The sequence below is a fragment of the Streptococcus oralis subsp. dentisani genome, from assembly GCF_002096335.1.
Classification (GTDB): Bacteria; Bacillota; Bacilli; order Lactobacillales; family Streptococcaceae; genus Streptococcus; species Streptococcus oralis_Z.
This window is the reverse complement of record NZ_NCUW01000026.1, coordinates 14,706-38,250: the sequence shown is the minus strand read 5'-3', so window position 1 is coordinate 38,250 and position 23,545 is coordinate 14,706. Positions and strand designations below refer to the sequence as shown.

Here is a 23,545-nt window from a genome sequence, read left to right as displayed (position 1 = left end):
TCTATGCTTCTTGGTAGAATAAGAACTGTCGTAAAGACAAATAACTTCTTCTTGGTTACAGGCATGCCAACCTGTCACTCGGATGAAGCCAAATAAAAAGGAGAAACATCATGGCAATCTCAAAAGAGAAAAAAAATGAAATCATCGCACAATATGCACGTCACGAAGGTGATACAGGTTCAGTAGAGGTTCAAGTTGCTGTCCTTACTTGGGAAATCAACCACCTTAACGAACACATCAAACAACACAAAAAAGACCACGCTACTTACCGTGGATTGATGAAGAAAATCGGTCGCCGTCGTAACTTGCTTGCATACTTGCGTAAAAATGACGTTAACCGTTACCGTGAGTTAATCAACTCTCTAGGACTTCGTCGTTAATCTTGCGTCTAAAACGTTTCTATACTTCGTTGCCATCGCCTCGATGTACCATCAGTACAATCTTCAGCTTGTCGCCTAGTCTATAAACGTTTTATCCAGCAAGAATAAAGCTCTCTAATTTCAGAGGGCTTTTTGTTTTTATCCGCTTGCTTAGCCGTGTTCAATTAAGTATATCTTGATAATGAAGCTACTCTAAATTGGGTAGCTTTTTTATATGGATTTTATCTCAATCTCAAATTAGCTCTCGGACTTCAGAGGGCTTTTTTATTGAGGTTTTATCGGTCACAATTTTGGAGACTACAAAAACCTCAAATGGTATCAGCTAATGACACCATGAAGGTGCGCAGTTACTCGGCTTTTCAAGCCGAGTAGCTGTCTGCAAGCCCCCTCGGAGAGCCCACACTTTACGAAGTAAAGTATAGTATGTTATACTTTACATGGAAGTAGTCACCGAATTCCAGTTAGAAATTACTTTGTAACTACGTTTTGAGGAGGAGTAAAATGCTTTCCTACGTTCGACATTACCCACTAGCGATAGCTAAATTAATGTGTCTGTGCTCTCCTAAAATCTGCTGATTTATTACTGACTAATACAGGAGGCTTTTATGGGACAGACAATCATATCTGCTATTGGTGTTTATATTTCCACCAGTATCGATTATTTAATTATTTTAATTATTTTATTTGCACAGCTATCACAGAATAAACAGAAATGGCATATTTATGCGGGGCAATATCTAGGAACAGGCTTACTTGTAGGGGCGAGTTTAGTTGCTGCTTATGTCGTTAATTTCGTGCCTGAAGCATGGATGGTTGGATTGCTTGGTTTAATCCCTATCTATTTAGGGATTCGCTTTGCAATTGTTGGAGAAGGTGAGGAAGAAGAGGAAGAAATTATTGAAAGATTAGAACAAAGCAAGGCAAATCAACTGTTTTGGACAGTTACATTGCTGACAATTGCGTCTGGCGGAGATAATTTAGGTATCTATATACCTTATTTTGCTTCGTTAGATTGGTCACAGACCCTCGTGGCGTTGCTTGTGTTTGTAATCGGCATAATTATCTTTTGCGAGATTAGTCGGATGTTATCCTCTATTCCGTTAATATTCGAGACAATTGAAAAATACGAGCGAATCATTGTGCCCATAGTATTCATTCTACTTGGACTATATATCATGTATGAAAATGGCACGATAGAGACTTTTCTGATCGTGTAGATTTTTTTGTTTCACTAGGATTTTAGCCCGGGCTCAAATCAGCTCTCTAATTTTAGAGGGCTTTTTATGTTGTCACTTTACCTCGATATACCCAAGTATAATCTTCGGTTACGATTATTAGCACTGTAAGACCAACTATATTTATTTTTCTCATCTTGTTCCATTGTTGAAAATATGGTATACTTTTCATGAGAATTTTCTAAATTTTTAATTTTGTCTAAGGAGGTTTTCATGCTTTCCAAATTTTCTGGAAGCCGACAAGATTTGCAATTTGTGTTGTTTTTGGGTATTTTGCTAAGTGTTTTAGGAATTTCACTTTTTCTAGCTGTTTCTATGGGGTCCGTAGCGATTGATCTAGGAGATACCTATCGGATCATTTTGAGCAGATTGGGATTTCCTCTTGAGATAGGAGAGGTTTCCAAGTCCACTCTTGCCATTGTATGGAACATGAGATTCCCCCGAGTATTGTTAGGTCTGATAGTAGGGGCTGGTCTTTCTATGTGTGGTAGCGTGATGCAGTCTACAGTGAACAATCCCATCGCAGAGCCCTATGTCTTAGGAATTTCTGCGGGTGCAACTCTAGGGGCAACCTTGAGCATCATTCTTGGTTTAAAATTGGTGATTAGCCTTGGAGCTTTCCTTGGAGCTATTTTGGCAACAATCGCTGTCCTCATCATTGCCTCTATGCAGGGCAGGATGACGACTTCTAGTCTGATCTTATCAGGAACGGTGGTCAATGCTCTCTTTCTGGCATTTTCCAACTTTATTATCTCAGTTGGCGCTAATGCGGACAGTGTGATGACCATTAAGTTTTGGACCATGGGTTCGCTTGCAGGGACTACTTGGTCTGACTTAGTCCTGCCAACTATAGTAGTAGGATTGGCCTTTCTATTTTTCGCTACCCAGTATCGTGTTTTTAATGCGATGATGATGGGAGATGAGGCTGCTTTAACTTTGGGGATTCCCTTACGCTTTTATTGGTATCTTTATGTGACCATGGTGGCTGTGCTGACAGCAGTCTTGGTGGCAACTTGTGGGATTATTGGATTTGTTGGTCTGATTACTCCTCACTTAGCTCGAGGGTTAGTAGGAACGAATTACAAGAGGCTTTTTCCCATTGCGACCTTACTTGGTGCCCTCTTTGTCGTCTGGGCAGATGTACTCTCTCGTGTCATCATTCCAAATGCTGAGTTGCCGATTGGTATTTTCACAGCCTTAGTAGGTGCTCCCTTCTTTATCTACATTGTTGGAGGAAGGCGAAGGGAGGTGAGGGCCTGATATGGACTTGATTTGTCAGGATGTTCACTTTGGACTAGGAGAGAAAAAAATCCTCAAAGGAGTTTCTCTTAAGGTTGAGGGGCATCAATTTCACACGATACTAGGACCAAATGGAAGTGGAAAAACTAGCCTGCTTAAACTCCTCTATCGTCAGGAAAAGGCAGACAAAGGCTTGATAAGCCTAGATGGAAAGCCACTGGAGCATTGGTCACTCAAAGAAACAGCCAAGCAAATGGCAGTTGTTACCCAGTTTAATCAATTGCAGTTTGATTGTACAGTTGAGGAAATCGTCTTGCTGGGAAGGACTCCCCACCTCTCTTTTTTACAGAAGGAAAAGGAAAGGGATTATGCCCTCGTTCAAGATGCTCTCGTCAAGGTGGATATGCTTGAGAAGAAAACTCGTCTCTATTCGTCTCTGTCAGGGGGGGAGAAACAACGAGTCTTATTAGCCCGCGCCTTGGCGCAAGAACCGACTCTCTTGCTCCTGGACGAACCAACCAATCACCTGGATATCAAGTACCAGTTAGACTTGTTGGCCATTGTGAAGAATCTCAAGGTCAATGTTTTAGCTGTCCTACATGATATTCAACTTGCTTGTCGCTATTCGGATTATCTCTATCTGATGAAAGAGGGAGAAATCCTTTACCAAGGGACTCCAAAGGAGACCATCACCCCAGAGTCATTGCAAACTGTATATGGAGTTCAAAGTCAGGTTACTTGGACCGAGGATCAGCAAGCTATGATTCACTATTTATAAGAATGAAAAGGAAAACAAGATGAAAAAAACACTAAGCATTTTACTCGTAACAGTAGCTACCCTAACCATGGCAGCTTGTGGCAATACTACTACAGAAAAAACTACCACACAGTCTAGCACAGAAACAAGTCAAAAGGCCAGCACAGAGACGACTTATCCACTCACGGTCAAAACCTATGATGTTAAGGGAAATGAAGTCGAACAAGTCTTTGACAAGGCACCTGAAAAAGTTATCACCAACAATCTTTCAACAACTGAAATCTTATTGGAGTTAGGCTTGAAGGATAAAATTGCTGGCATGCTCAACCCTGACAATGCTGTAACAGACAAATACAAGGACGCGATTGCGACCATTCCTCAAATCGGTGATAAAAAAACAGTCTCTCAAGAGACAGTCCTTTCTTATGAGCCAGATGCGGTGATGGGTCGAAACATGATGTTTTCAGAAAAATCCTTGGGAACAGTTAGCACTTGGAATGAAAACAAAATCCCAGTCTATACGCAAAAAGCTTCTCTCTCAACGATTCAGCAAGATTTGGGAAATATCGTAGAAGATGTCAAAAATCTTGGAATGATTTTTAATGTTCAGGACAAGGCCAATGAATACGCAACCCAATTACAAGCTAAAATTGACGCTGTTAAGAAAGCAAACCCGACAAGCCAAGGTGAAAAGAAAAAGGCTTTGATTATGGTTGCTTATAATGACGAAACCTTTGGTGCTTACAAGTCTGCTTTGCAAGAAAGCTTGTTGAATCAACTTGGTTATACCAACGTTGCAACGGGAACATCAGGCTTGACCTTGGAAAATCTTGTGTCAATGGATCCTGAGTTGATTATCTATGTAACCAGCGACCGCAATAAAAAATTGGATGCCAACGCAGTAGAGTTGATGAAGGCAAATGAAGTTTTGGAAAATGTTCCTGCTATTAAGAATCAAAAAATCATGACCATCTCTTACGATGAGTTGATGGACTATGGTCCAGCAGTGATTGATTCCCTTGAGAAAATCAATGACTTTATCAATAAATAATGAGTTTGATTGGGAAGGGATCCAAGTCAAGGTCAGCCTTCCTTCGACCTATGATCCCAATCAAACCTATCCAGCGATTCTCTTGAATGATGGAAACTTGGATTTTCTATCTTCCCTTTCAGAATCTGTGATTTTAGTAGGCTTAACCTCTAAAAATCGCCTAGACGCCTACACTCCATGGAAGGCATCTGCTCTGAGAGATGGAGCTCAAGATTTTGGCGGTCAGGCAAATGCCTATCATGGTCATTTATTTGGAGGTCTTTTAGACAAGTTGCAGTCGCTTTATCGCCTGGACGAAGCTCGCCTTGCTTATGGAGGATACTCACTAGGTGGTTTGGCGGCCGTCTACAGTCTTTTCAGCTTTGCCAAGGTATCCTGTGTCTTCTCCATCTGCGGTTCTTTTTGGTATCCTGATTTTGTTTCTTTCTGTAAGGAAGAAAAGCTGGAAAATCTGGACTGCTTGCTGTATTTACAGAATGGTCAAACAGAAGGAGCCCATCATACCAATCGCTTGGCTCAAGCACCAGTCTATGCTGAGCAGATTCATACCAGTCTTCAGAAACACTATCCGACGAGTCAGTTTGTCTTTGATCCCTATGGGCATCATGAGCAAGTAGCTGAACGATTTCTAGTCTTTTCCAGCTGGTTGGCCCAAAAATGGAAAATTGCATAAAAGAAATATCCCTTGGTAAAAGCCAAGGGATAATTGTATTTTTTAACCAAGAGACTCTCTCTTCTTATCTGGATTCCAGATAAAGCTTGCGATGAAGGTAAAGATAATCGTTAGGATACCAACAAGCACTGCAAGAATAAGGGCAGGGATGCGGACAAACCACCAGAGTGGATTTGGTTTTTGATCGTTGTGCCATTGTTTGGTTTCTTCATCCAAACGTTGGAATTCTGCTTGGATACGGTCTGCAACCATTTCAATCCCTTCATCATTCATTTTCTTGATGTCTGAGATATCGATAGGATTTCCAAAGTTCATATCGACACGTTCACGGCTGACTAAGCCTTTCAAGGTCATGGGACCTGTGTAGGTAACCGGCATGATACGGACCTTGGCCATTTTGGCAATCAGAGCAACTCCACCCTTGACATCATTTGAGTGACGGCTCCCACTTGGAAACATGATGAGAGAACGGTCGCTTTTTTTGAGGACATTGATAGGGTACTTGATGGCAGAGGCGTTAGGTTTTTCCCGGTCGATAGGAAAGGCGCCACACATACGGATCCACCAGCCAAAGATACGGTTGTTAAATAGCTCTTTTTTGGCCATAAAGATGAACTGTTTTGGCTTGGTCGCAAAGGCCATGTAAACAGGATCCCACCAGGTACGATGAGGTGCGACGAGGATATAGTTTTCATCTTGACTAGGGATTTTATCAGTATTGTGGTAGTGGGCATTGCCATTGATGGACCACAAGATCAGCATGACTAGTCCACGCAAATAAGTATAAAACATGAGATCTCCTTCGATTGTATTGCTTTTATTATTATACCTTATCAAAAGATTACTGGCAAACTTTTTCAGTTATCAGCCAACAGTTTTAGATGGGATTAGAATTCTTTAAAAAAAAATGATATGATAGAATTTATGGATAAAAATAAGATAATGGGATTAACCCAAAGAGAAGTCAAGGAAAGACAGGCTCAAGGTTTGGTCAATGACTTTACCGCATCAGCCAGTACCAGTACTTGGCAAATCATCAAACGAAATGTTTTTACACTTTTTAACGCTTTAAACTTTGCCATTGCTTTGGCGCTAGCTTTTGTGCAGGCTTGGAGCAATCTGGTCTTCTTTGCCGTTATCTGCTTTAACGCTTTTTCTGGAATTGTGACCGAGCTACGGGCCAAACACATGGTGGACAAGCTCAATCTCATGACCAAGGAAAAGGTCAAAACCATCCGTGAGGGTCAGGAAATTGCCATCAATCCAGAAGAATTGGTTCTAGGAGATGTGATTCGTCTGTCGGCTGGGGAGCAGATACCTAGTGATGCGCGGGTTTTAGAAGGCTTTGCGGAAGTCAATGAAGCCATGTTGACGGGTGAGAGTGATTTGGTGCAAAAGGAAGTGGATGCTCTGCTTTTATCAGGGAGTTTCCTAGCCAGTGGCGCAGTTTTGGCTCAAGTTCACCATGTCGGGGCAGAAAACTATGCTTCTAAACTCATGCTGGAAGCTAAGACAGTGAAACCGATCAACTCCCGTATCATGAAATCGCTGGACAAGCTAGCTGGTTTTACTGGGAAGATCATCATTCCCTTTGGTCTAGCTCTCCTGCTAGAAGCCTTGATGTTAAAAGGCTTGCCCCTCAAGTCATCCGTTGTAAATTCGTCAACAGCCCTTTTGGGAATGTTGCCCAAGGGAATCGCCCTTTTGACCATTACTTCGCTCTTGACTGCGGTGATCAAGCTGGGCTTGAAAAAGGTTTTAGTGCAGGAGATGTACTCTGTTGAGGCCTTGGCGCGCGTGGATATGCTCTGTCTGGACAAGACGGGAACTATCACTCAAGGAAAGATGCAGGTGGAGGCGGTTCTTCCTCTGACGGAAACGTATGGTGAAGAGACTATTGCCAGCATTCTGACCAGCTATATGGCCCATAGTGAGGATAAAAATCCAACAGCCCAAGCCATTCGCCAGCGTTTCCAAGGAGAGGTTGCCTACCCTATGCTTTCTAATCTTCCTTTCTCCAGCGACCGCAAGTGGGGAGCTATGGAGTTGGAAGGTTTGGGAACGATTTTCTTAGGTGCACCTGAGATGTTGCTGGAAAATGAAGTCCCTGAAGCTAGAGAGGCCTTGGAGAGAGGATCACGTGTCTTGGTCTTGGCTCTCAGTCAGGAAAAACTAGATCATCACAAACCACAGAAACCATCTGATATTCAGGCTTTGGCCTTACTGGAAATCTTGGATCCCATTCGAGAAGGAGCAGCTGAGACGCTGGACTATCTCCGTTCTCAGGAAGTAGGACTCAAGATTATCTCTGGTGACAATCCGGTCACTGTGTCCAGCATTGCTCAGAAGGCTGGTTTTGCAGACTATCACAGCTATGTAGATTGCTCAAAAATCACGGATGAGGAATTGATTGCCATGGCGGAGGAGACTGCGATTTTCGGACGTGTTTCTCCTCACCAAAAGAAACTACTGATCCAAACCCTGAAAAAAGCGGGTCATACAACAGCTATGACAGGGGACGGTGTCAATGATATTCTGGCCCTTCGTGAAGCAGATTGCTCTATCGTGATGGCTGAGGGAGATCCTGCGACGCGTCAAATTGCCAATTTGGTTCTCTTGAACTCAGACTTTAATGATGTTCCTGAGATTCTCTTTGAAGGTCGTCGCGTGGTCAATAACATTGCCCACATCGCTCCGATTTTCTTGATTAAGACCATCTATTCCTTCTTGCTCGCAGTCATCTGTATCGCCAGTGTTCTTCTAGGACGGTCTGAGTGGATTTTGATTTTTCCTTTCATTCCGATTCAGATTACCATGATTGACCAGTTCGTGGAAGGTTTCCCACCATTCGTTCTGACTTTTGAGCGAAATATCAAGCCTGTTGAGCCAAATTTCCTCAGAAGATCCATGCTACGTGCCCTACCAAGTGCCCTTATGGTCGTCTGCAGCGTTCTTTTTGTCAAAATATTTGGGGCTAGCCAAGGCTGGTCTGAGTTAGAAATCTCAACCCTACTCTATTATCTCTTGGGGTCAATTGGTTTCTTATCCGTATTTAGAGCCTGCATGCCATTTACCCTCTGGCGTGTCCTCTTGATTGTCTGGTCAGTAGGAGGCTTCCTAGCCACAGCTCTTTTCCCAATGATCCAAAAGTTGCTTGAAATTTCAACCTTAACTGGACAAACATTCCCTGTTTACCTTGTCATGATGGCTGTCTTTACTGTGATATTTATCTTAACAAGTCGTTACCAATCCAGAAAATAAAGAAAGACTGCAATCTGTGTATTGCGGTCTTTTTAGGTGCAAGATTGCTAGCTGAAATATGGTATAATAAGAGGTAACAGAGTTTTGGAAAGTGAGAGAAGATGATTTCAAAGAGATTAGAATTGGTAGCGTCCTTTGTGCCCCAAGGTGCTGTGTTACTTGATGTGGGGAGTGACCATGCTTATCTGCCTATCGAGTTGGTCGAGAGAGGCCAAATCAAAAGCGCCATTGCAGGGGAGGTGGTGGAAGGCCCCTACCAGTCAGCGGTGAAAAATGTTGAAAGTCACAATCTAAAGGAGAGAATCCAAGTTCGTTTAGCCAATGGCTTGGCAGCCTTTGAAGAGGTAGACCAAGTCTCTGTTATCACCATTGCTGGTATGGGTGGCCGTTTGATTGCTACCATATTGGAAGAAGGATTGGATAAACTTGCGAGTGTAGAACGTTTAATCCTCCAACCCAATAATCGTGAAGACGACTTGCGCATCTGGCTACAAGAGCACGGTTTCCAGATTGTAGCAGAAAGCATCTTAGAAGAGGCTAGCAAGTTTTATGAAATTCTAGTGGTGGAAGCTGGACAAATGAAGCTATCAGCTAGAGATGTTCGCTTTGGCCCCTTCTTGTCCAAAGAAGTCAGCCCAGTCTTCGTTCAAAAGTGGCAAAAAGAAGCAGCTAAGTTAGAGTTTGCTCTTGACCAAATCCCAGAGAAAAATCGAGAAGAACGTCAAGTTCTAGCTCATAAGATTCAAGCCATCAAGGAGGTGCTCCATGTTAGCAAGTGAAGTGATTAAACGTTATGAAGACTTTTGTCCTCAGGAATTTTCCATGGAGGGAGACAGTCGTGGCCTGCAAATCGGCACTTTGGACAAGGAGATCCAAAGGGTTATGGTTGCCCTCGACATTCGTGAAGAGACGGTGGCTGAAGTCATTGAAAAGGGTGTGGATTTGATTATCGTCAAGCACGCGCCAATCTTTCGTCCGATCAAGGATCTGGTAGCTAGCCGTCCGCAAAATCAGATTTACATCGACCTGATCAAGCATGACATCGCAGTTTATGTCAGCCATACCAATATTGACATCGTTGATAATGGGCTAAATGACTGGTTCTGCCAGATGCTAGGAATCAAGGAGACCACTTATCTACAGGAGACAGGTCCAGGACGTGGGATTGGTCGTATTGGGAATATTCAGCCTCAGACATTTGGGGAATTGGCCCAACATGTCAAGCAAGTCTTTGGTTTAGATAGTCTTCGATTGGTGCATTATCAAGAGAGTGATTTGCAGAAGCCTATTTCAAGAGTAGCCATCTGTGGTGGTAGCGGGCAGTCTTTCTATAAGGATGCTTTAGCTAAGGGAGCAGATGTCTACATCACTGGGGATATCTACTATCATACAGCTCAGGATATGCTTTCTGATGGCCTACTGGCATTGGATCCAGGACATTATATCGAAGTGCTTTTTGTGGAAAAAACCGCTTCACTCCTTACTCAATGGAAGGCAGATAAGGGCTGGGGCATTGATATTTTGCCTAGTCAAGCATCAACCAATCCTTTCCACCATATTTAGTTAGAAGGTGAAGACAATGAAAAAAGTTGCCATTATCGGAGCAGGGATTGTGGGGGCAACCGCTGCCTACTACCTCTCCAAAGAAGCAGATTTAGAGGTGACCGTTTTTGACCATGGAAAGGGGCAAGCTACCAAGGCCGCAGCGGGAATTATCAGTCCTTGGTTTTCAAAACGCCGAAATAAAGCCTGGTACAAGATGGCACGCTTGGGGGCTGACTTTTATGTGGATTTGTTGGCTGATTTAGAAAAGTCTGGTCAGGAAATCGACTTTTACCAGCGTTCGGGAGTCTTTCTCTTGAAAAAGAATGAATCCAAGTTGGAAGAACTCTATGAACTAGCCCTCCAGCGTAGGGAAGAATCTCCTTTAATAGGCCAGTTAGCCATTCTGGATCAAGCCTCAGCTAATGAATTATTCCCTGGTTTGCAGGGATTTAATCGTCTACTCTATGCTTCTGGTGGAGCGAGAGTAGATGGTCAACTATTAGTGAATCGTTTGCTGGAAGCTAGTCAAGTCAAGCTAGTCAAAGAAAAAGTGACTCTGACACCATTAGCATCAGGTTACCAGATTGATGAAGAGGTGTTTGATCAGGTTATTTTGGCGACGGGAGCTTGGCTGGGGTACATATTAGAACCCTTGGGTTATGATGTGGATGTTCGTCCTCAGAAAGGGCAACTCCGAGATTATCAACTTATCCAAGACATGGAATCTTACCCTGTTGTCATGCCAGAGGGGGAGTGGGATTTGATCCCTTTAGCAGGTGGGAAATTGTCCTTAGGCGCTACTCATGAAAATGATATGGGATTTGATTTGACGGTAGATGAAACCTTGCTCCAACAAATGGAGGAGGCGGCCTTGCCTCACTATCCAGCCTTGGCAGAAGCGAAATCATCGGGTGAGCGTGTGGGAATTCGTGCCTATACCAGTGATTTCTCCCCTTTCTTTGGGCAGGTACCAGGATTGGCAGGTGTCTATGCGGCTAGTGGACTAGGTTCATCAGGCCTCACAACTGGTCCGATTATCGGTTACCATCTAGCCCAGCTGGTCCAAGACAAGGAGTTGACCTTGGACCCAGTAAACTATCCAATTGCAAACTATGTCAAACGAGTAAAAAGCGAATAAGTATTTTACTGAAATTTTAGCAGGTAGTTTAGGATGTCAAATGACATTCCCTATCAAAAATGATAAAATAAGAAAAAATAATCCGAGAATCGAGGAAAAAAGATGCAAGAAAAGATTTTGGTAACTGGTGGTGCTGGATTTATCGGAACCCACACTGTTATTGAGTTGATCCAAGCAGGTCATCAAGTGGTTGTGGTGGATAATCTTGTCAATAGCAATCGTAAAAGTTTAGAAGTTGTTGAAAGAATCACAGGAGTTGAGATTCCTTTTTATGAGGCAGATATCCGTGATACTGATACTCTCAGAGATATTTTCAAGCAGGAAGAACCGACTGGTGTGATTCACTTTGCTGGTTTGAAGGCTGTTGGCGAATCAACCCGTATCCCTCTTGCCTACTATGATAACAATATCGCAGGAACTGTCAGCCTTTTGAAAGCTATGGAAGAAAATAATTGTAAGAACATCATCTTCAGTTCTTCTGCGACAGTTTACGGAGATCCTCATACAGTTCCAATCTTAGAAGATTTCCCGCTTTCAGTGACCAATCCATACGGTCGTACCAAGCTCATGCTAGAGGAAATTTTGACCGATATCTACAAGGCAGACTCAGAATGGAATGTAGTCTTGCTTCGTTACTTTAACCCAATCGGAGCGCATGAAAGTGGAGATTTGGGAGAAAATCCAAACGGCATTCCAAACAATCTCTTGCCTTATGTTTCACAAGTAGCAGTGGGCAAACTAGAGCAAGTGCAAGTGTTTGGAGATGATTACGATACGGAAGATGGAACTGGTGTTCGTGACTATATCCACGTTGTGGACCTAGCCAAAGGACACGTAGCGGCTCTACAAAAAATCCAAAAAGGTTCAGGACTCAACATTTACAACCTTGGAACAGGTAAAGGATATTCAGTTCTTGAAATTATCCAAAACATGGAAAAAGCGGTAGGCCGTCCCATTCCTTACCGTATCGTAGATCGTCGCCCAGGTGATATCGCTGCCTGCTACTCAGACCCTGCAAAAGCCAAGGCAGAACTGGGCTGGGAAGCTGAACTCGACATCACTCAAATGTGTGAAGACGCATGGCGTTGGCAAAGCAAGCATCCAAATGGATTTGAAGACTAAGATGATGATTTCGATCATTGTCCCTTGTTTAAACGAAGAGGAAGTACTTCCTCTTTTTTATCAGTCTGTTGAAGCACTGCTTCCAGAATTGGGAGCAGAGATTGAGTATGTTTTTGTGGATGATGGCTCAAGCGATGGAACCTTGGAGCTTTTGAAAGCCTATCGGGTGCAAAATCCTGCGGTGCGTTATATTTCTTTCTCGCGAAATTTTGGGAAAGAAGCAGCCCTGTATGCAGGCTTGCAGCATGCAACTGGAGATTTGGTGGTCGTGATGGATGCAGACCTCCAGGATCCTCCTAGTATGCTACTTGAGATGAAAGTCTTACTAGATCAAAATGCAGACTTGGACTGTGTTGGGATACGGAGAATTAGTCGGGAGGGAGAACCATTTTTCCGCAGTTTCTGTGCCGACCTCTTTTACCGCCTCATGCAAAAAATTAGCCCAGTAGCTTTGCCCTCGGGTGTCCGTGATTTTCGGATGATGAGAAGATCTGTGGTGGATGCTATTTTAGCCTTGACCGAGTCCAATCGTTTTTCTAAGGGACTCTTTGCCTGGGTTGGTTTTCGAACGCACTATCTGGACTATCCAAATGTCGAAAGACAGGCTGGCAAGACCAGTTGGAGTTTTAGGCAGCTCTTTTTCTACTCGATTGAAGGGATTCTCAACTTTTCAGATTTTCCCTTGAGTATAGCCTTTGTAGCGGGACTCCTATCTTGTTTTATTTCTTTTATGATGACTGTTTTTGTGGTGTTTCGGACCCTTATCTTGGGGAATCCGACATCTGGCTGGACCTCTCTGATGGCTGTGATTCTCTTTCTTGGAGGGATTCAACTCCTGACTATTGGGATTCTAGGTAAGTATATCAGTAAGATCTATCTAGAGACCAAAAAAAGACCACTCTATCTGGTCAAAGAAAAAAGTGACCTTTCTATTGTTGAAGGAAAAAAATAACCAAAAAAGACTATAATTTTACCTAGAAATATGCTAAACTAGTAAGTGTGGGAAAAATGAGAAAAAATCAATAACATTCATTCCCTGCTTCCTACGATGGATCTTTTAGAAGTGCACGTGTAGGACAATTTTTGATGGCCTCCAGAACATCGCTGGTCTCAGCGATTTCTCTTTGCAATTCGACTGGATCATCGTAAAATCGAACGATTCCATTATCATGGTAATCAAAGAGTTCAGAATAGGTTTGGCAAAGCCCGCAGGCGATGCACCGTTCAGGTATAAGTGTGACTTTCATATTTATATTGTAATAAGAAAATGTAAAAAAAACAAGGAGTAAGGTATGGAAAAAGAACCGTGGCAAGAAGATATTTACGAAAACAATGAGGAAGAAACAAGATCAGAGCGTCGACACCGGAAACAAAAAGGGAAAGGCGTAGTTGCCAATCGTGTCTTGACAGTTCTAGCTAGCCTCTTCTTTGTAATTGTTGTAGCGATGGTAGTTGTATTGATTTACCTATCAACCGGTGGAAGCAATCGTACTTCATCTTTGAAGGACTTCTATGATGCATCGTCTCCTTCTACAAGTTCAAGTTCTAAAGTTGAAGAATCATCATCTTCAAGTAGCAAGGTAGAGGAAACAGCTTCTTCTGAATCAACACCTTCAGAGAGCAGTTCGGAAGAACATGCAGAGGGTGAAGGAACACTTACAGTACAACCTGGAGAGGGAGAAGCAGCTCTTGCTCAACGTGCAGGGATTTCCATTGCCCAGCTAGAAGCCCTAAATCCTTCTCACATGTCATCTGGATCTTGGTTTGCCAACCCAGGTGATGTGATTAAGACAAGATAGGAGTCGGTCATGAAGACAATTCAAATTGCTATCGATGGTCCAGCTTCGAGTGGTAAGAGTACGGTCGCAAAGATTGTCGCTAAGGATTTTGGTTATACTTATCTCGATACAGGTGCTATGTACCGTGCTGCGACTTATATAGCGCTCAAACACCAGTTGAATGCAGGAAATGTAGATCAACTTCTCGAGCTTCTTAACCAACATCCCATTAGTTTTGGACGTTCAGAAACTGGTGAGCAACTTGTTTTTGTAGGAGATGTTGATATTACGCATCCGATTCGTGAAAATGAAGTGACCAACAAGGTTTCAAGTATTGCTGCCATTCCTGAGGTGCGTGAGAAACTTGTTTCGCTCCAGCAAGAGATTGCTCAGCAAGGTGGTATCGTCATGGATGGGCGTGATATCGGGACAGTTGTTTTACCACAAGCTGAACTAAAGATTTTCTTAGTGGCTTCTGTTGAAGAAAGAGCAGAGCGTCGTTACAAGGAAAATATTGCCAAAGGGATTGAAACAGACCTTGAAACGCTGAAGGAAGAGATTGCTGCGCGTGACTACAAGGATAGTCATCGAGAAACCTCACCTCTCAAACAGGCTGAGGATGCAGTTTACCTTGACACAACTGGACTAAGTATCCAAGAAGTGGTCGAAAAAATCGAATCAGAAGCAAAAAAATATTTGTCCTAGGGACGAGAGGAGCAGGCTAAATGAAGCCTGCTCCTTTTCTCTCTTTTGCGCGCGTTTCAAAACAGCCTTTTTGGGAGAATTTTGATAAAATAGTAGTATCAATAAAAAGGACGGAAGCATGACAAAGAAAATCATAGCCATTTGGGCCCAAGATGAAAAAGGTGTGATTGGGAAAGAAAATCGTCTCCCTTGGCATTTGCCAGCAGAGTTGCAACATTTTAAGGAAACAACTTTAAATCATGCTATACTGATGGGACGAGTGACCTTTGATGGTATGGGACGTCGTCTGCTTCCAAAACGGCAAACCCTGATTTTAACGCGCAATAGCGAAGAAATCATAGATGGGGCGCTCGTATTTCAAGATGTGGAGTCTGTTTTAGCGTGGTATAAGAGTCAGGAAAAAAATCTCTATATCATTGGCGGAAAGCAGATTTTTCAGGCTTTTGAGCCTTATTTAGATGAAATCATCGTGACACAGATTCATGCTCAGGTGGAGGGAGATACCTATTTCCCTGAGGAGTTTGACTTGTCTCGTTTTGAGACAGTAGCAAGCAGATCTTACACCCGAGATGAGAAAAACGACTATGATTTTACCATCGAATACCGAGATAGAAAGGAAGTCTAATGGAGCGCAGTATATTTGGATTTTTTACAGCTTTTTTGTGTGTGATCTGTATTTTGACTGGAGCACAGGCTTTTCGTAAGAAGCGCTATGGACTGTCTGCCTTACTCTGGTTGAATGCTTTTACCAATCTGGTAAACAGTGTCCACGCTTTTTATATGACCTTATTTTAGATAGAATGATAAATTAGAATGGAAGGAAATCATGCCTACAAATAGGAAAAATGATATGATGGTTTATTGCTCATTTTGTGGCAAAAGCCAAGAAGAAGTAAAGAAAATAATCGCTGGGAACAACGCCTTTATCTGTAATGAATGTGTGGAGTTGGCCCAGGAAATCATTCGGGAGGAGTTGGCTGAGGAAGTTTTGGCAGACTTGTCTGAAGTACCAAAACCAATCGAACTCCTCAATATCCTAAATCACTATGTGATTGGTCAAGATCGTGCCAAACGTGCCTTGGCAGTGGCTGTATACAATCACTATAAACGCATCAATTTCCACGATACGCGTGAAGAGTCAGAAGATGTGGATTTGCAGAAGTCAAATATCCTGATGATTGGTCCAACTGGTTCAGGGAAAACTTTCTTGGCTCAGACTTTGGCTAAGAGCTTGAACGTGCCTTTTGCTATTGCAGATGCGACAGCTCTGACTGAGGCTGGGTATGTGGGTGAGGACGTGGAAAATATCCTCCTCAAACTCTTGCAGGCTGCTGACTTTAACATCGAACGTGCAGAGCGTGGGATTATCTACGTGGATGAAATTGACAAGATTGCCAAGAAGAGCGAGAATGTGTCTATCACACGTGACGTTTCTGGTGAAGGTGTGCAACAAGCCCTTCTCAAGATTATCGAGGGAACCGTTGCTAGCGTGCCGCCTCAAGGTGGACGCAAACATCCACAACAAGAGATGATTCAGGTGGATACTAAAAATATCCTCTTTATCGTAGGTGGTGCTTTTGATGGCATCGAAGAAATCGTTAAACAACGTTTAGGTGAAAAAGTTATCGGTTTCGGCCAAAATAACAAGGCAATTGACGAAAACAGCTCCTACATGCAAGAAATCATCGCAGAAGACATTCAAAAATTTGGGATTATCCCTGAGTTGATTGGGCGCTTGCCTGTCTTTGCTGCTCTTGAGCAATTGACGGTCGATGACTTGGTTCGCATCTTGAAAGAGCCAAGAAATGCCTTGGTGAAACAATACCAAACCTTGCTTTCTTATGATGATGTTGAGTTGGAATTTGACGACGAAGCTCTTCAGGAAATCGCCAATAAGGCTATTGAACGCAAAACTGGTGCGCGTGGTCTTCGCTCAATCATCGAAGAAACCATGCTAGACGTTATGTTTGAAGTGCCAAGTCAAGAAAATGTGAAATTGGTCCGCATCACCAAAGAAGCTGTCGATGGAACGGAAAAACCAATCCTAGAAACAGCCTAGAGGTGACTATGGAAATCAATACACACAATGCTGAAATCCTGCTCAGTGCGGCAAACAAGTCCCACTATCCGCAGGATGAACTGCCAGAGATCGCCCTTGCAGGCCGTTCAAATGTCGGTAAGTCTAGCTTTATCAACACCATGTTGAACCGCAAAAATCTTGCTCGTACATCAGGAAAACCTGGGAAGACCCAGTTACTCAACTTCTTCAACATTGATGACAAGATGCGTTTTGTGGATGTACCAGGTTATGGCTATGCCCGCGTTTCCAAAAAGGAACGTGAAAAGTGGGGGCGCATGATTGAGGAGTACCTAACGACTCGGGAAAATCTCCGTGCAGTTGTTAGTTTGGTGGATCTCCGCCACGACCCGTCAGCAGATGATGTGCAGATGTACGAATTTCTCAAGTATTATGAGATTCCGGTTATCATCGTTGCGACCAAGGCGGACAAGATTCCTCGTGGTAAGTGGAACAAGCACGAATCAGCAATCAAAAAGAAATTAAACTTTGACCCAAGTGACGACTTCATCCTCTTTTCATCTGTCAGCAAGGCAGGGATGGATCAGGCTTGGGACGCAATATTAGAAAAATTGTGAGGGAAAGAAATGGCAAAAACAATTCATACAGACAAGGCTCCAAAAGCAATCGGACCTTATGTTCAAGGAAAAATCGTTGGTAATCTTTTGTTTGCTAGCGGTCAAGTTCCCCTATCTCCTGAAACTGGAGAAATTGTAGGAGAAACGATCCAAGAACAGACAGAACAAGTTTTGAAAAATATCGGTGCTATTTTGGCTGAAGCAGGAACAGACTTTGACCATGTTGTCAAAACAACTTGCTTCTTGAGCGATATGAATGACTTTGTTCCTTTTAACGAGGTTTACCAGACTGCCTTTAAAGAGGAATTTCCAGCTCGTTCAGCTGTAGAGGTTGCACGTCTTCCTCGTGATGTAAAAGTCGAAATTGAAGTGATCGCAGAGATTGGATAAGCTAGTTGAAGTTTGGCTCTGCCAAACTTTTTTTGATATAAGGAGAGATAGATGACAAAGAAACAACTTCACCTGGTAATTGTGACAGGGATGAGTGGTGCAGGGAAAACGGTAGCCATTCAGTCCTTCGAGGATTTGGGATATTTCACTATTGACAATATGCCACCAGCCCTCTTGCCAAAGTTTTTGCAGTTGGTAGAGACCAAGGATGATGACCATAAGTTAGCCCTAGTAGTCGATATGCGGAGCCGTTCCTTCTTTTCAGAGATTCAGGCTGTTTTGGATGAATTGGAAAACCAAGACGATTTGGACTTCAAAATTCTCTTTTTAGACGCAGCAGATAAGGAATTGGTGGCACGCTATAAGGAAACTAGAAGAAGTCACCCTCTAGCTGCTGATGGTCGGATTTTAGATGGCATCAAGCTGGAACGTGAACTCCTAGCACCTTTGAAAAACATGAGTCAAAATGTGGTGGATACGACAGAACTCACTCCTCGTGAACTTCGTAAAACCATTGCAGAGCAATTTTCAGACCAAGAACAAGCCCAGTCTTTTCGTATCGAAGTCATGTCTTTTGGATTCAAGTATGGTATCCCAATAGATGCAGACTTGGTCTTTGATGTCCGTTTCTTACCAAACCCATACTACCTCCCTGAACTCCGTAATCAGACAGGTGAGGATCAAGCAGTTTATGACTATGTGATGAATCATGAAGAGTCTGAAAGTTTCTATCAGCACTTACTCGCCTTGATTGAACCCATTTTGCCAAGTTACAAAAAAGAAGGCAAGTCTGTTTTAACCATTGCAGTAGGATGTACAGGTGGGCAGCACCGTAGTGTTGCCTTTGCCAAACGAATTGCTGAGGACCTTGCTAAAAACTGGCCTGTAAATGAAAGCCATCGTGACAAAGATCGAAGAAAGGAAACGGTAAACCGTTCATGAGAAAACCTAAAATAACGGTGATTGGTGGAGGAACTGGTATCCCTGTCATTTTGAAAAGTTTGCGGGAAAAGGATGTTGAGATCGCTGCTATCGTAACGGTAGCTGATGATGGTGGATCTTCTGGTGAGCTAAGAAAGAATATCCAACAGCTGACACCACCAGGTGATCTTCGCAATGTCCTGGTAGCCATGTCGGATATGCCTAAGTTTTATGAGAAGGTTTTTCAGTACCGTTTCTCAGAAGAGGCTGGAGCTTTTGCGGGTCATCCACTGGGGAATATTATCATAGCAGGCCTCTCTGAAATGCAAGGGTCCACTTATAATGCCATGCAGCTGCTAAGTCTCTTTTTCCACACAACAGGAAAAATCTACCCCTCAAGCGATCAGCCTTTGACACTGCATGCAGTCTTTAGAGACGGTACTGAGGTTGCAGGTGAGAGCCACATTGCAGATCATCCAGGTATGATCGACCATGTTTATGTGACTAATACCTTGGATGATGAAATACCCCAAGCCAGCCGTCGAGTAGTCAATACTATTCTCGAGAGTGATATGATCGTCTTGGGGCCTGGTTCCCTCTTTACATCGATTTTACCCAATATCGTGATCGAAGAGATTGGACAAGCACTCTTGGAGACTAAGGCAGAGATAGCCTATGTCTGCAATATCATGACCCAGCGTGGGGAAACAGAGCACTTTTCAGACAGTGACCATGTGGAAGTCCTCCATCGCCATCTAGGTCGGCCTTTTATTGATACAGTCTTGGTCAATATTGAAAAGGTTCCTAGAGAATACATGGATACCAACCGTTTTGATGAATATTTGGTTCAGGTAGAGCATGACTTTGCTGGTCTTTGCAAGCAGGTTCCTCGTGTGATTTCATCCAACTTCCTTCGTTTGGAAAATGGAGGAGCCTTCCATGATGGCGATTTGATTGTAGACGAATTGATGCGCATCATACAGGTGAGAAAATGAGTTTTACAGTTGCAGTAAAAGAAGAAATTCTTGGTCAACACCATCTCAGTCGTCATGAATTATCAGCCATCATCAAGATGTCTGGTAGTATTGGTCTCTCGACTTCGGGCTTGACCTTGTCCGTCGTGACTGAAAATGCTAAGTTAGCTCGGCATCTCTATGAGTCCTTTCTCCATTTTTATGAAATCAAGTCAGAAATTCGTCACCATCAGAGAAGCAATCTTCGCAAGAATCGTGTCTACACGGTCTATACTGATGAGAGGGTGCAGGAGCTTTTAGCTGATTTGCGGCTTGCGGATTCCTTCTTTGGTTTGGAGACGGGTATTGATCCCGATATTTTAGCAGATGAGGAGGCTGGTCGTGCTTACTTATGTGGGGCCTTTCTGGCAAATGGTAGCATTCGAGATCCTGAGTCTGGCAAATACCAGTTGGAAATCAGTTCCGTTTATCTGGACCATGCCCAAGGACTGGCCTCTCTTCTTCAGCAGTTTTTGCTGGACGCTAAGGTCATTGAGCGCAAGAAAGGTGCAGTTACCTATCTCCAGCGTGCAGAAGACATCATGGATTTCTTGATCGTGATTGGGGCCATGCAGGCGCGTGATAATTTTGAGCGCGTCAAGATTTTGCGTGAAACTCGTAACGATCTCAATCGAGCCAATAACGCTGAAACAGCCAATATCGCTCGGACAGTTTCTGCCAGTATGAAGACCATCAATAATATCAGTAAAATTAAAGATAGAATGGGCTTGGAAAATCTACCCGTGGATTTGCAAGAGGTGGCTCAGTTGCGAATCCAGCATCCAGACTACTCTATCCAGCAGTTGGCAGATAGCCTGAGCAATCCCCTGACCAAGAGTGGTGTCAACCACAGACTCAGAAAAATAAACAAGATTGCCGATGAATTATAAAACCACGGATTAGTTAATCCGTGGGTCTTTTCTTATAAACTTGTTGAGTGTTTGGGTTGTACTTTTTGGTCAGGGTCGATGTAGTTGATAGCATTGTTGACGGCAGTAGGTGCTTCTCCCAGTCCTGTCGCAATCAAGTCAATCTTTCCTTCATAGTAGCAGCAGTCTCCGATAGCGTAAATACCCGCTTGGCTGGATTCTTGCTTGCTATTGACGATAATCTTATGGCGGTTGAGGTCCAGACCCCAATTTTTAAGGTTGCCGACAGATGATTTGAAACCATAGTTGACAAAGAGATGGTCTACTTCGATAGTTTCGGTTTCATCCGATTTGACTTTGGTGATTTCTAGTTTGTCTAGGGTTTTTCCATCTCCGAGAAGTTGGCTAGGAACGAATGGTGTTTTGATGGTTACAGATGATTCTTGTAGAGCTTGCACACTGTGTTCCAAGGCGCGGAAGTTATCTCGACGGTGAACGAGAGTAGTTGGGGCGATTTTTTCAAAAGCCAATGCCCAGTCAACTGCTGAGTCCCCTCCACCAAGGATGGTCACTTTCTTACCAGCGTATTGCTGGATATTGGCAACGTGGTAGTGGATATTTTCATAGTTTTCGACGTCATCTAATTCGAGCGGACGCGGTTTAAAGGCACCACCACCCATGGCAATGATGACTGTTTTGGTCAGGTGGCTTCCCTTGTTGGTTGTGATGGTAAAACCTTGATCTTGTTTTTCAATTTCAAGAACAGTTTCGTTGAGGTGAACAGGTGTTTCAAAGCCATCTAGCTGCTCAAGCAAACGCTTGGTTAACTCTTCTCCAGTTAAGTTTGGGAAACCTGGCACATCAAGGATTTGCTTTTCAGGGTATAGGATGGCAGGCTGACCACCGAGCTGGGGAAGAGAGTCGATGATTTGGACTTTGGCTTGGCGTAGGTGGGCGTAAAAGGCAGCAAAGAGCCCAACAGGACCGCCACCTACAATAGTAATATCATAGAGTTGAGACATGATTTCTCCTTCGTTTTTTCTAATCAGTTTATTTTATCATATTTTTGCTTAATTTAAAATGAGGTAGGATAGGGAAAAAATGAGCAGAAAATGGTATAATGGTACAGAAAGTGTTTTGACAGGGAGGAGGCCAGGGATGAATTTTCAACAATTATCCAATTGGCAATACTGGACAAGTTTGTTTTCAAGTCCTTGGACTATAGTCATCAATCTGATTGATATTTTGATTGTGACTTATATTTTGTACCATTTTACCAAAGCGATTGCAGGGACTAAAATCATGATCTTGGTTCGGGGAGTTTTGGTCTTTATTCTAGCCCAGATTCTGTCCAATATGATTGGCTTAACGACCATTTCCTGGTTGATCAATCAGATTATCACCTACGGGGTTATCGCAGCAGTAGTTATCTTTTCACCAGAGATTCGGACTGGTTTGGAACGATTGGGTCGAGCTACTGATTTCTTCTACAATGCCCCTATTAGTGCGGAAGAGCAAATGGTTCGTGCCTTTGTTAAATCAGTCGAGTACATGAGTCCTCGTAAGATTGGTGCTCTGGTAGCAGTTCAGCGAGTGAGAACCTTGCAGGAGTACATCTCAACTGGGATTCCTCTAGATGCTAAGATTTCCTCTGAGTTATTGATTAATATCTTTATCCCCAATACACCCTTACACGATGGTGCGGTCATTGTCAGAGAAGACCGGATTGCCGTAACTTCAGCCTACCTACCTCTGACTGAAAATACAGGAATTTCCAAGGAGTTTGGAACACGTCACAGGGCGGCAATTGGTTTGTCGGAAGTATCAGATGCTCTTACCTTTGTGGTTTCAGAGGAAACAGGCGGAATCTCAATCACCTATAATGGAGTCTTTAAGCATGATTTGACCTTGGAAGAGTTTGAATCGGAGTTAAGAAGAATCTTGCTTCCAATATCCGAGAAAAAACAGGGTCTGAAAGAGCGTTTGCTAGGAGGATTGAAACATGAGAAAAAATAGTCTTTATATTATTTCTTCCTTCTTTTTCGCCTGCATCCTCTTTATCTATGCGACTTCAACAAACTATCAGAATAGCAATAGTGCTAGACAGGTGAGGACAGAAACCTATACCAATACAGTCCTTAATGTCCCAATCGATATTCAGTATGACAGCGATCAGTATTTTATCAGTGGTTTTACATCTGAAGTGACCGTCTTTTTGACAGGGTCAAACAGAGTTGCTTTGGCGAGTGAGATGCAGGAAAGCACTCGGAAATTCAAGGTCAAAGCTGACTTAACCAATGCCAGTGTAGGAACCATTGAAGTTCCTCTTACTATTGAAAATTTACCGAGCGGTTTGACGGCTGTTGCGACACCGCAAAAGATAACAGTCAAAGTCGGAAAAAAAGCAAAACGAGACAATGTAATCGTTGTGCCGGAGATTGATCCTAGTCAGATTGATTCTCGTGTGAAAATTGATACAGTCACTGTGTCAGATGAAAAAGTAACAGTTATTAGTGACGAGGAAACTCTCTCTAGAGTAGATCGTGTCATTGCCATCTTGCCAACGAGTGAACGGATAACAGGTAACTATTCAGCCTCTGTTCCACTACAAGCAGTTGATAAAAATGGGAATGTCCTACCAAGCGTCATTATGCCATTTGACACTACAATGAAAATTACAACCAAAACAGTATCGTCTAGCTCGAGTTCTTCGTCAACGACCTCGTCAACGGGCTCTTCAACCAGCAGCTCGTCTTCAACGAGTTCAGAAACGAAACCAGACTCGTCTAAACAGGACTAAATAAAATAGTAGA

General features: G+C 43.1%; 26 protein-coding genes. 23 read left to right on the top strand and 3 right to left on the bottom strand.

Annotated features, from left to right (window positions below; translation table 11 throughout):
- Window positions 1-110 precede the first annotated feature (110 nt).
- From rpsO to B7709_RS01725, 6 genes are all read left to right on the top strand, one after another.
- A complete protein-coding gene (gene rpsO / locus B7709_RS01750; RefSeq protein WP_001018251.1) occupies window positions 111-380 on the top strand; it encodes a 30S ribosomal protein S15 in 270 nt (89 codons plus the stop codon).
- 605 nt (window positions 381-985) lie between these two features.
- The gene (locus tag B7709_RS01745; protein ID WP_000531720.1) at window positions 986-1,597 is read left to right on the top strand and encodes a CadD family cadmium resistance transporter; all 612 of its coding nucleotides are present in this window, start codon (window positions 986-988) and stop codon (window positions 1,595-1,597) included.
- 231 nt (window positions 1,598-1,828) lie between these two features.
- Window positions 1,829-2,875, top strand: a complete 1,047-nt coding sequence (locus B7709_RS01740) for a FecCD family ABC transporter permease (protein ID WP_084971167.1) — start codon at window positions 1,829-1,831, stop codon at window positions 2,873-2,875.
- 1 nt (window position 2,876) lies between these two features.
- Window positions 2,877-3,632, top strand: coding sequence for an ABC transporter ATP-binding protein (locus B7709_RS01735; protein ID WP_000364120.1), 756 nt, complete (start codon window positions 2,877-2,879; stop codon window positions 3,630-3,632).
- A 19-nt stretch (window positions 3,633-3,651) separates the two neighbouring features.
- Window positions 3,652-4,662: an ABC transporter substrate-binding protein gene (locus B7709_RS01730; protein WP_084971165.1), complete on the top strand. Its 1,011-nt coding sequence runs from the start codon at window positions 3,652-3,654 to the stop codon at window positions 4,660-4,662.
- Window positions 4,643-5,335: an alpha/beta hydrolase-fold protein gene (locus B7709_RS01725; RefSeq protein WP_000175776.1), complete on the top strand. Its 693-nt coding sequence runs from the start codon at window positions 4,643-4,645 to the stop codon at window positions 5,333-5,335. The genes B7709_RS01730 and B7709_RS01725 overlap by 20 nt, the downstream gene beginning before the upstream one ends.
- Window positions 5,336-5,377: 42 nt before the next feature.
- On the opposite strand, the gene B7709_RS01720 is transcribed toward B7709_RS01725, so the two are convergent.
- Window positions 5,378-6,127, bottom strand: coding sequence for a lysophospholipid acyltransferase family protein (locus B7709_RS01720; protein WP_084971163.1), 750 nt, complete (start codon window positions 6,125-6,127; stop codon window positions 5,378-5,380).
- Window positions 6,128-6,259: 132 nt separating this feature from the next.
- On the opposite strand from B7709_RS01720, the gene B7709_RS01715 reads away from it, so the two are divergent.
- The 6 genes from B7709_RS01715 to B7709_RS01690 all read left to right on the top strand — a co-directional run bounded on the left by B7709_RS01715 (window position 6,260) and on the right by B7709_RS01690 (window position 13,353).
- A complete protein-coding gene (locus tag B7709_RS01715) occupies window positions 6,260-8,596 on the top strand; it encodes a cation-translocating P-type ATPase (protein WP_084971408.1) in 2,337 nt (778 codons plus the stop codon).
- 101 nt (window positions 8,597-8,697) lie between these two features.
- Window positions 8,698-9,375, top strand: a complete 678-nt coding sequence (locus tag B7709_RS01710; RefSeq protein ID WP_084971161.1) for a tRNA (adenine(22)-N(1))-methyltransferase — start codon at window positions 8,698-8,700, stop codon at window positions 9,373-9,375.
- Window positions 9,362-10,159, top strand: a complete 798-nt coding sequence (locus tag B7709_RS01705; RefSeq protein WP_084971159.1) for a Nif3-like dinuclear metal center hexameric protein — start codon at window positions 9,362-9,364, stop codon at window positions 10,157-10,159. Before B7709_RS01710 ends, B7709_RS01705 begins: the two co-directional genes overlap by 14 nt.
- Window positions 10,160-10,175: 16 nt before the next feature.
- Window positions 10,176-11,279 (top strand): NAD(P)/FAD-dependent oxidoreductase, encoded by a 1,104-nt coding sequence (locus B7709_RS01700; RefSeq protein WP_084971157.1) that lies wholly within the window; start codon window positions 10,176-10,178, stop codon window positions 11,277-11,279.
- A gap of 102 nt (window positions 11,280-11,381) precedes the next feature.
- On the top strand, window positions 11,382-12,401 hold the full coding sequence (gene galE / locus B7709_RS01695) for a UDP-glucose 4-epimerase GalE (RefSeq protein WP_084971155.1): 1,020 nt from the start codon (window positions 11,382-11,384) through the stop codon (window positions 12,399-12,401).
- A 1-nt stretch (window position 12,402) separates the two neighbouring features.
- A complete protein-coding gene (locus B7709_RS01690; protein ID WP_084971153.1) occupies window positions 12,403-13,353 on the top strand; it encodes a glycosyltransferase family 2 protein in 951 nt (316 codons plus the stop codon).
- Between the two features lie 91 nt (window positions 13,354-13,444).
- Here the strand turns inward: B7709_RS01690 and B7709_RS01685 are convergent, their stop codons facing one another.
- Window positions 13,445-13,648: a ferredoxin gene (locus B7709_RS01685; RefSeq protein WP_002874767.1), complete on the bottom strand. Its 204-nt coding sequence runs from the start codon at window positions 13,646-13,648 to the stop codon at window positions 13,445-13,447.
- 45 nt (window positions 13,649-13,693) lie between these two features.
- On the opposite strand from B7709_RS01685, the gene B7709_RS01680 reads away from it, so the two are divergent.
- The 9 genes from B7709_RS01680 (at window position 13,694) to whiA (ending at window position 20,753) form a co-directional block, all read left to right on the top strand.
- A complete protein-coding gene (locus B7709_RS01680) occupies window positions 13,694-14,200 on the top strand; it encodes an SAG1386/EF1546 family surface-associated protein (RefSeq protein ID WP_084971151.1) in 507 nt (168 codons plus the stop codon).
- A 9-nt stretch (window positions 14,201-14,209) separates the two neighbouring features.
- Window positions 14,210-14,884, top strand: a complete 675-nt coding sequence (cmk, locus tag B7709_RS01675; RefSeq protein WP_084971149.1) for a (d)CMP kinase — start codon at window positions 14,210-14,212, stop codon at window positions 14,882-14,884.
- A 118-nt stretch (window positions 14,885-15,002) separates the two neighbouring features.
- A complete protein-coding gene (locus B7709_RS01670; RefSeq protein WP_084971147.1) occupies window positions 15,003-15,509 on the top strand; it encodes a dihydrofolate reductase in 507 nt (168 codons plus the stop codon).
- A 201-nt stretch (window positions 15,510-15,710) separates the two neighbouring features.
- Window positions 15,711-16,943 carry an ATP-dependent Clp protease ATP-binding subunit ClpX gene (gene clpX / locus B7709_RS01660; RefSeq protein ID WP_002874765.1) on the top strand — a complete coding sequence of 411 codons (1,233 nt, stop codon included), beginning with the start codon at window positions 15,711-15,713 and terminating at the stop codon, window positions 16,941-16,943.
- Window positions 16,944-16,951: 8 nt separating this feature from the next.
- Entirely contained in the window at window positions 16,952-17,539 is a 588-nt protein-coding gene (gene yihA / locus B7709_RS01655) for a ribosome biogenesis GTP-binding protein YihA/YsxC (protein WP_000405203.1), read from the top strand.
- Between the two features lie 9 nt (window positions 17,540-17,548).
- Window positions 17,549-17,929: a RidA family protein gene (locus B7709_RS01650; RefSeq protein WP_001140420.1), complete on the top strand. Its 381-nt coding sequence runs from the start codon at window positions 17,549-17,551 to the stop codon at window positions 17,927-17,929.
- Between the two features lie 51 nt (window positions 17,930-17,980).
- Window positions 17,981-18,871, top strand: a complete 891-nt coding sequence (gene rapZ, locus B7709_RS01645) for an RNase adapter RapZ (protein ID WP_000163039.1) — start codon at window positions 17,981-17,983, stop codon at window positions 18,869-18,871.
- The gene (locus tag B7709_RS01640) at window positions 18,868-19,845 is read left to right on the top strand and encodes a YvcK family protein (protein ID WP_084971145.1); all 978 of its coding nucleotides are present in this window, start codon (window positions 18,868-18,870) and stop codon (window positions 19,843-19,845) included. Before rapZ ends, B7709_RS01640 begins: the two co-directional genes overlap by 4 nt.
- Entirely contained in the window at window positions 19,842-20,753 is a 912-nt protein-coding gene (whiA, locus tag B7709_RS01635) for a DNA-binding protein WhiA (protein ID WP_042902710.1), read from the top strand. The genes B7709_RS01640 and whiA overlap by 4 nt, the downstream gene beginning before the upstream one ends.
- Before the next feature lie 32 nt (window positions 20,754-20,785).
- Here the strand turns inward: whiA and B7709_RS01630 are convergent, their stop codons facing one another.
- Window positions 20,786-21,754 carry an NAD(P)/FAD-dependent oxidoreductase gene (locus tag B7709_RS01630; protein WP_084971143.1) on the bottom strand — a complete coding sequence of 323 codons (969 nt, stop codon included), beginning with the start codon at window positions 21,752-21,754 and terminating at the stop codon, window positions 20,786-20,788.
- Window positions 21,755-21,890: 136 nt separating this feature from the next.
- Between B7709_RS01630 and cdaA the strand changes: the two genes are divergently transcribed.
- On the top strand, window positions 21,891-22,748 hold the full coding sequence (cdaA, locus tag B7709_RS01620) for a diadenylate cyclase CdaA (protein ID WP_084971141.1): 858 nt from the start codon (window positions 21,891-21,893) through the stop codon (window positions 22,746-22,748).
- Window positions 22,735-23,532, top strand: coding sequence for a CdaR family protein (locus B7709_RS01615; protein WP_001230932.1), 798 nt, complete (start codon window positions 22,735-22,737; stop codon window positions 23,530-23,532). Before cdaA ends, B7709_RS01615 begins: the two co-directional genes overlap by 14 nt.
- Window positions 23,533-23,545: the final 13 nt, after the last annotated feature.

Coding starts and splice junctions, on each gene's coding strand:
- rpsO (WP_001018251.1), top strand. CDS start 111: ATGGCAATCTCAAAAGAGAAAAAAAATGAAATCATCGCACAATATGCA.
- B7709_RS01745 (WP_000531720.1), top strand. CDS start 986: ATGGGACAGACAATCATATCTGCTATTGGTGTTTATATTTCCACCAGT.
- B7709_RS01740 (WP_084971167.1), top strand. CDS start 1,829: ATGCTTTCCAAATTTTCTGGAAGCCGACAAGATTTGCAATTTGTGTTG.
- B7709_RS01735 (WP_000364120.1), top strand. CDS start 2,877: ATGGACTTGATTTGTCAGGATGTTCACTTTGGACTAGGAGAGAAAAAA.
- B7709_RS01730 (WP_084971165.1), top strand. CDS start 3,652: ATGAAAAAAACACTAAGCATTTTACTCGTAACAGTAGCTACCCTAACC.
- B7709_RS01725 (WP_000175776.1), top strand. CDS start 4,643: ATGACTTTATCAATAAATAATGAGTTTGATTGGGAAGGGATCCAAGTC.
- B7709_RS01720 (WP_084971163.1), bottom strand. CDS start 6,127: ATGTTTTATACTTATTTGCGTGGACTAGTCATGCTGATCTTGTGGTCC.
- B7709_RS01715 (WP_084971408.1), top strand. CDS start 6,260: ATGGATAAAAATAAGATAATGGGATTAACCCAAAGAGAAGTCAAGGAA.
- B7709_RS01710 (WP_084971161.1), top strand. CDS start 8,698: ATGATTTCAAAGAGATTAGAATTGGTAGCGTCCTTTGTGCCCCAAGGT.
- B7709_RS01705 (WP_084971159.1), top strand. CDS start 9,362: ATGTTAGCAAGTGAAGTGATTAAACGTTATGAAGACTTTTGTCCTCAG.
- B7709_RS01700 (WP_084971157.1), top strand. CDS start 10,176: ATGAAAAAAGTTGCCATTATCGGAGCAGGGATTGTGGGGGCAACCGCT.
- galE (WP_084971155.1), top strand. CDS start 11,382: ATGCAAGAAAAGATTTTGGTAACTGGTGGTGCTGGATTTATCGGAACC.
- B7709_RS01690 (WP_084971153.1), top strand. CDS start 12,403: ATGATGATTTCGATCATTGTCCCTTGTTTAAACGAAGAGGAAGTACTT.
- B7709_RS01685 (WP_002874767.1), bottom strand. CDS start 13,648: ATGAAAGTCACACTTATACCTGAACGGTGCATCGCCTGCGGGCTTTGC.
- B7709_RS01680 (WP_084971151.1), top strand. CDS start 13,694: ATGGAAAAAGAACCGTGGCAAGAAGATATTTACGAAAACAATGAGGAA.
- cmk (WP_084971149.1), top strand. CDS start 14,210: ATGAAGACAATTCAAATTGCTATCGATGGTCCAGCTTCGAGTGGTAAG.
- B7709_RS01670 (WP_084971147.1), top strand. CDS start 15,003: ATGACAAAGAAAATCATAGCCATTTGGGCCCAAGATGAAAAAGGTGTG.
- clpX (WP_002874765.1), top strand. CDS start 15,711: ATGCCTACAAATAGGAAAAATGATATGATGGTTTATTGCTCATTTTGT.
- yihA (WP_000405203.1), top strand. CDS start 16,952: ATGGAAATCAATACACACAATGCTGAAATCCTGCTCAGTGCGGCAAAC.
- B7709_RS01650 (WP_001140420.1), top strand. CDS start 17,549: ATGGCAAAAACAATTCATACAGACAAGGCTCCAAAAGCAATCGGACCT.
- rapZ (WP_000163039.1), top strand. CDS start 17,981: ATGACAAAGAAACAACTTCACCTGGTAATTGTGACAGGGATGAGTGGT.
- B7709_RS01640 (WP_084971145.1), top strand. CDS start 18,868: ATGAGAAAACCTAAAATAACGGTGATTGGTGGAGGAACTGGTATCCCT.
- whiA (WP_042902710.1), top strand. CDS start 19,842: ATGAGTTTTACAGTTGCAGTAAAAGAAGAAATTCTTGGTCAACACCAT.
- B7709_RS01630 (WP_084971143.1), bottom strand. CDS start 21,754: ATGTCTCAACTCTATGATATTACTATTGTAGGTGGCGGTCCTGTTGGG.
- cdaA (WP_084971141.1), top strand. CDS start 21,891: ATGAATTTTCAACAATTATCCAATTGGCAATACTGGACAAGTTTGTTT.
- B7709_RS01615 (WP_001230932.1), top strand. CDS start 22,735: ATGAGAAAAAATAGTCTTTATATTATTTCTTCCTTCTTTTTCGCCTGC.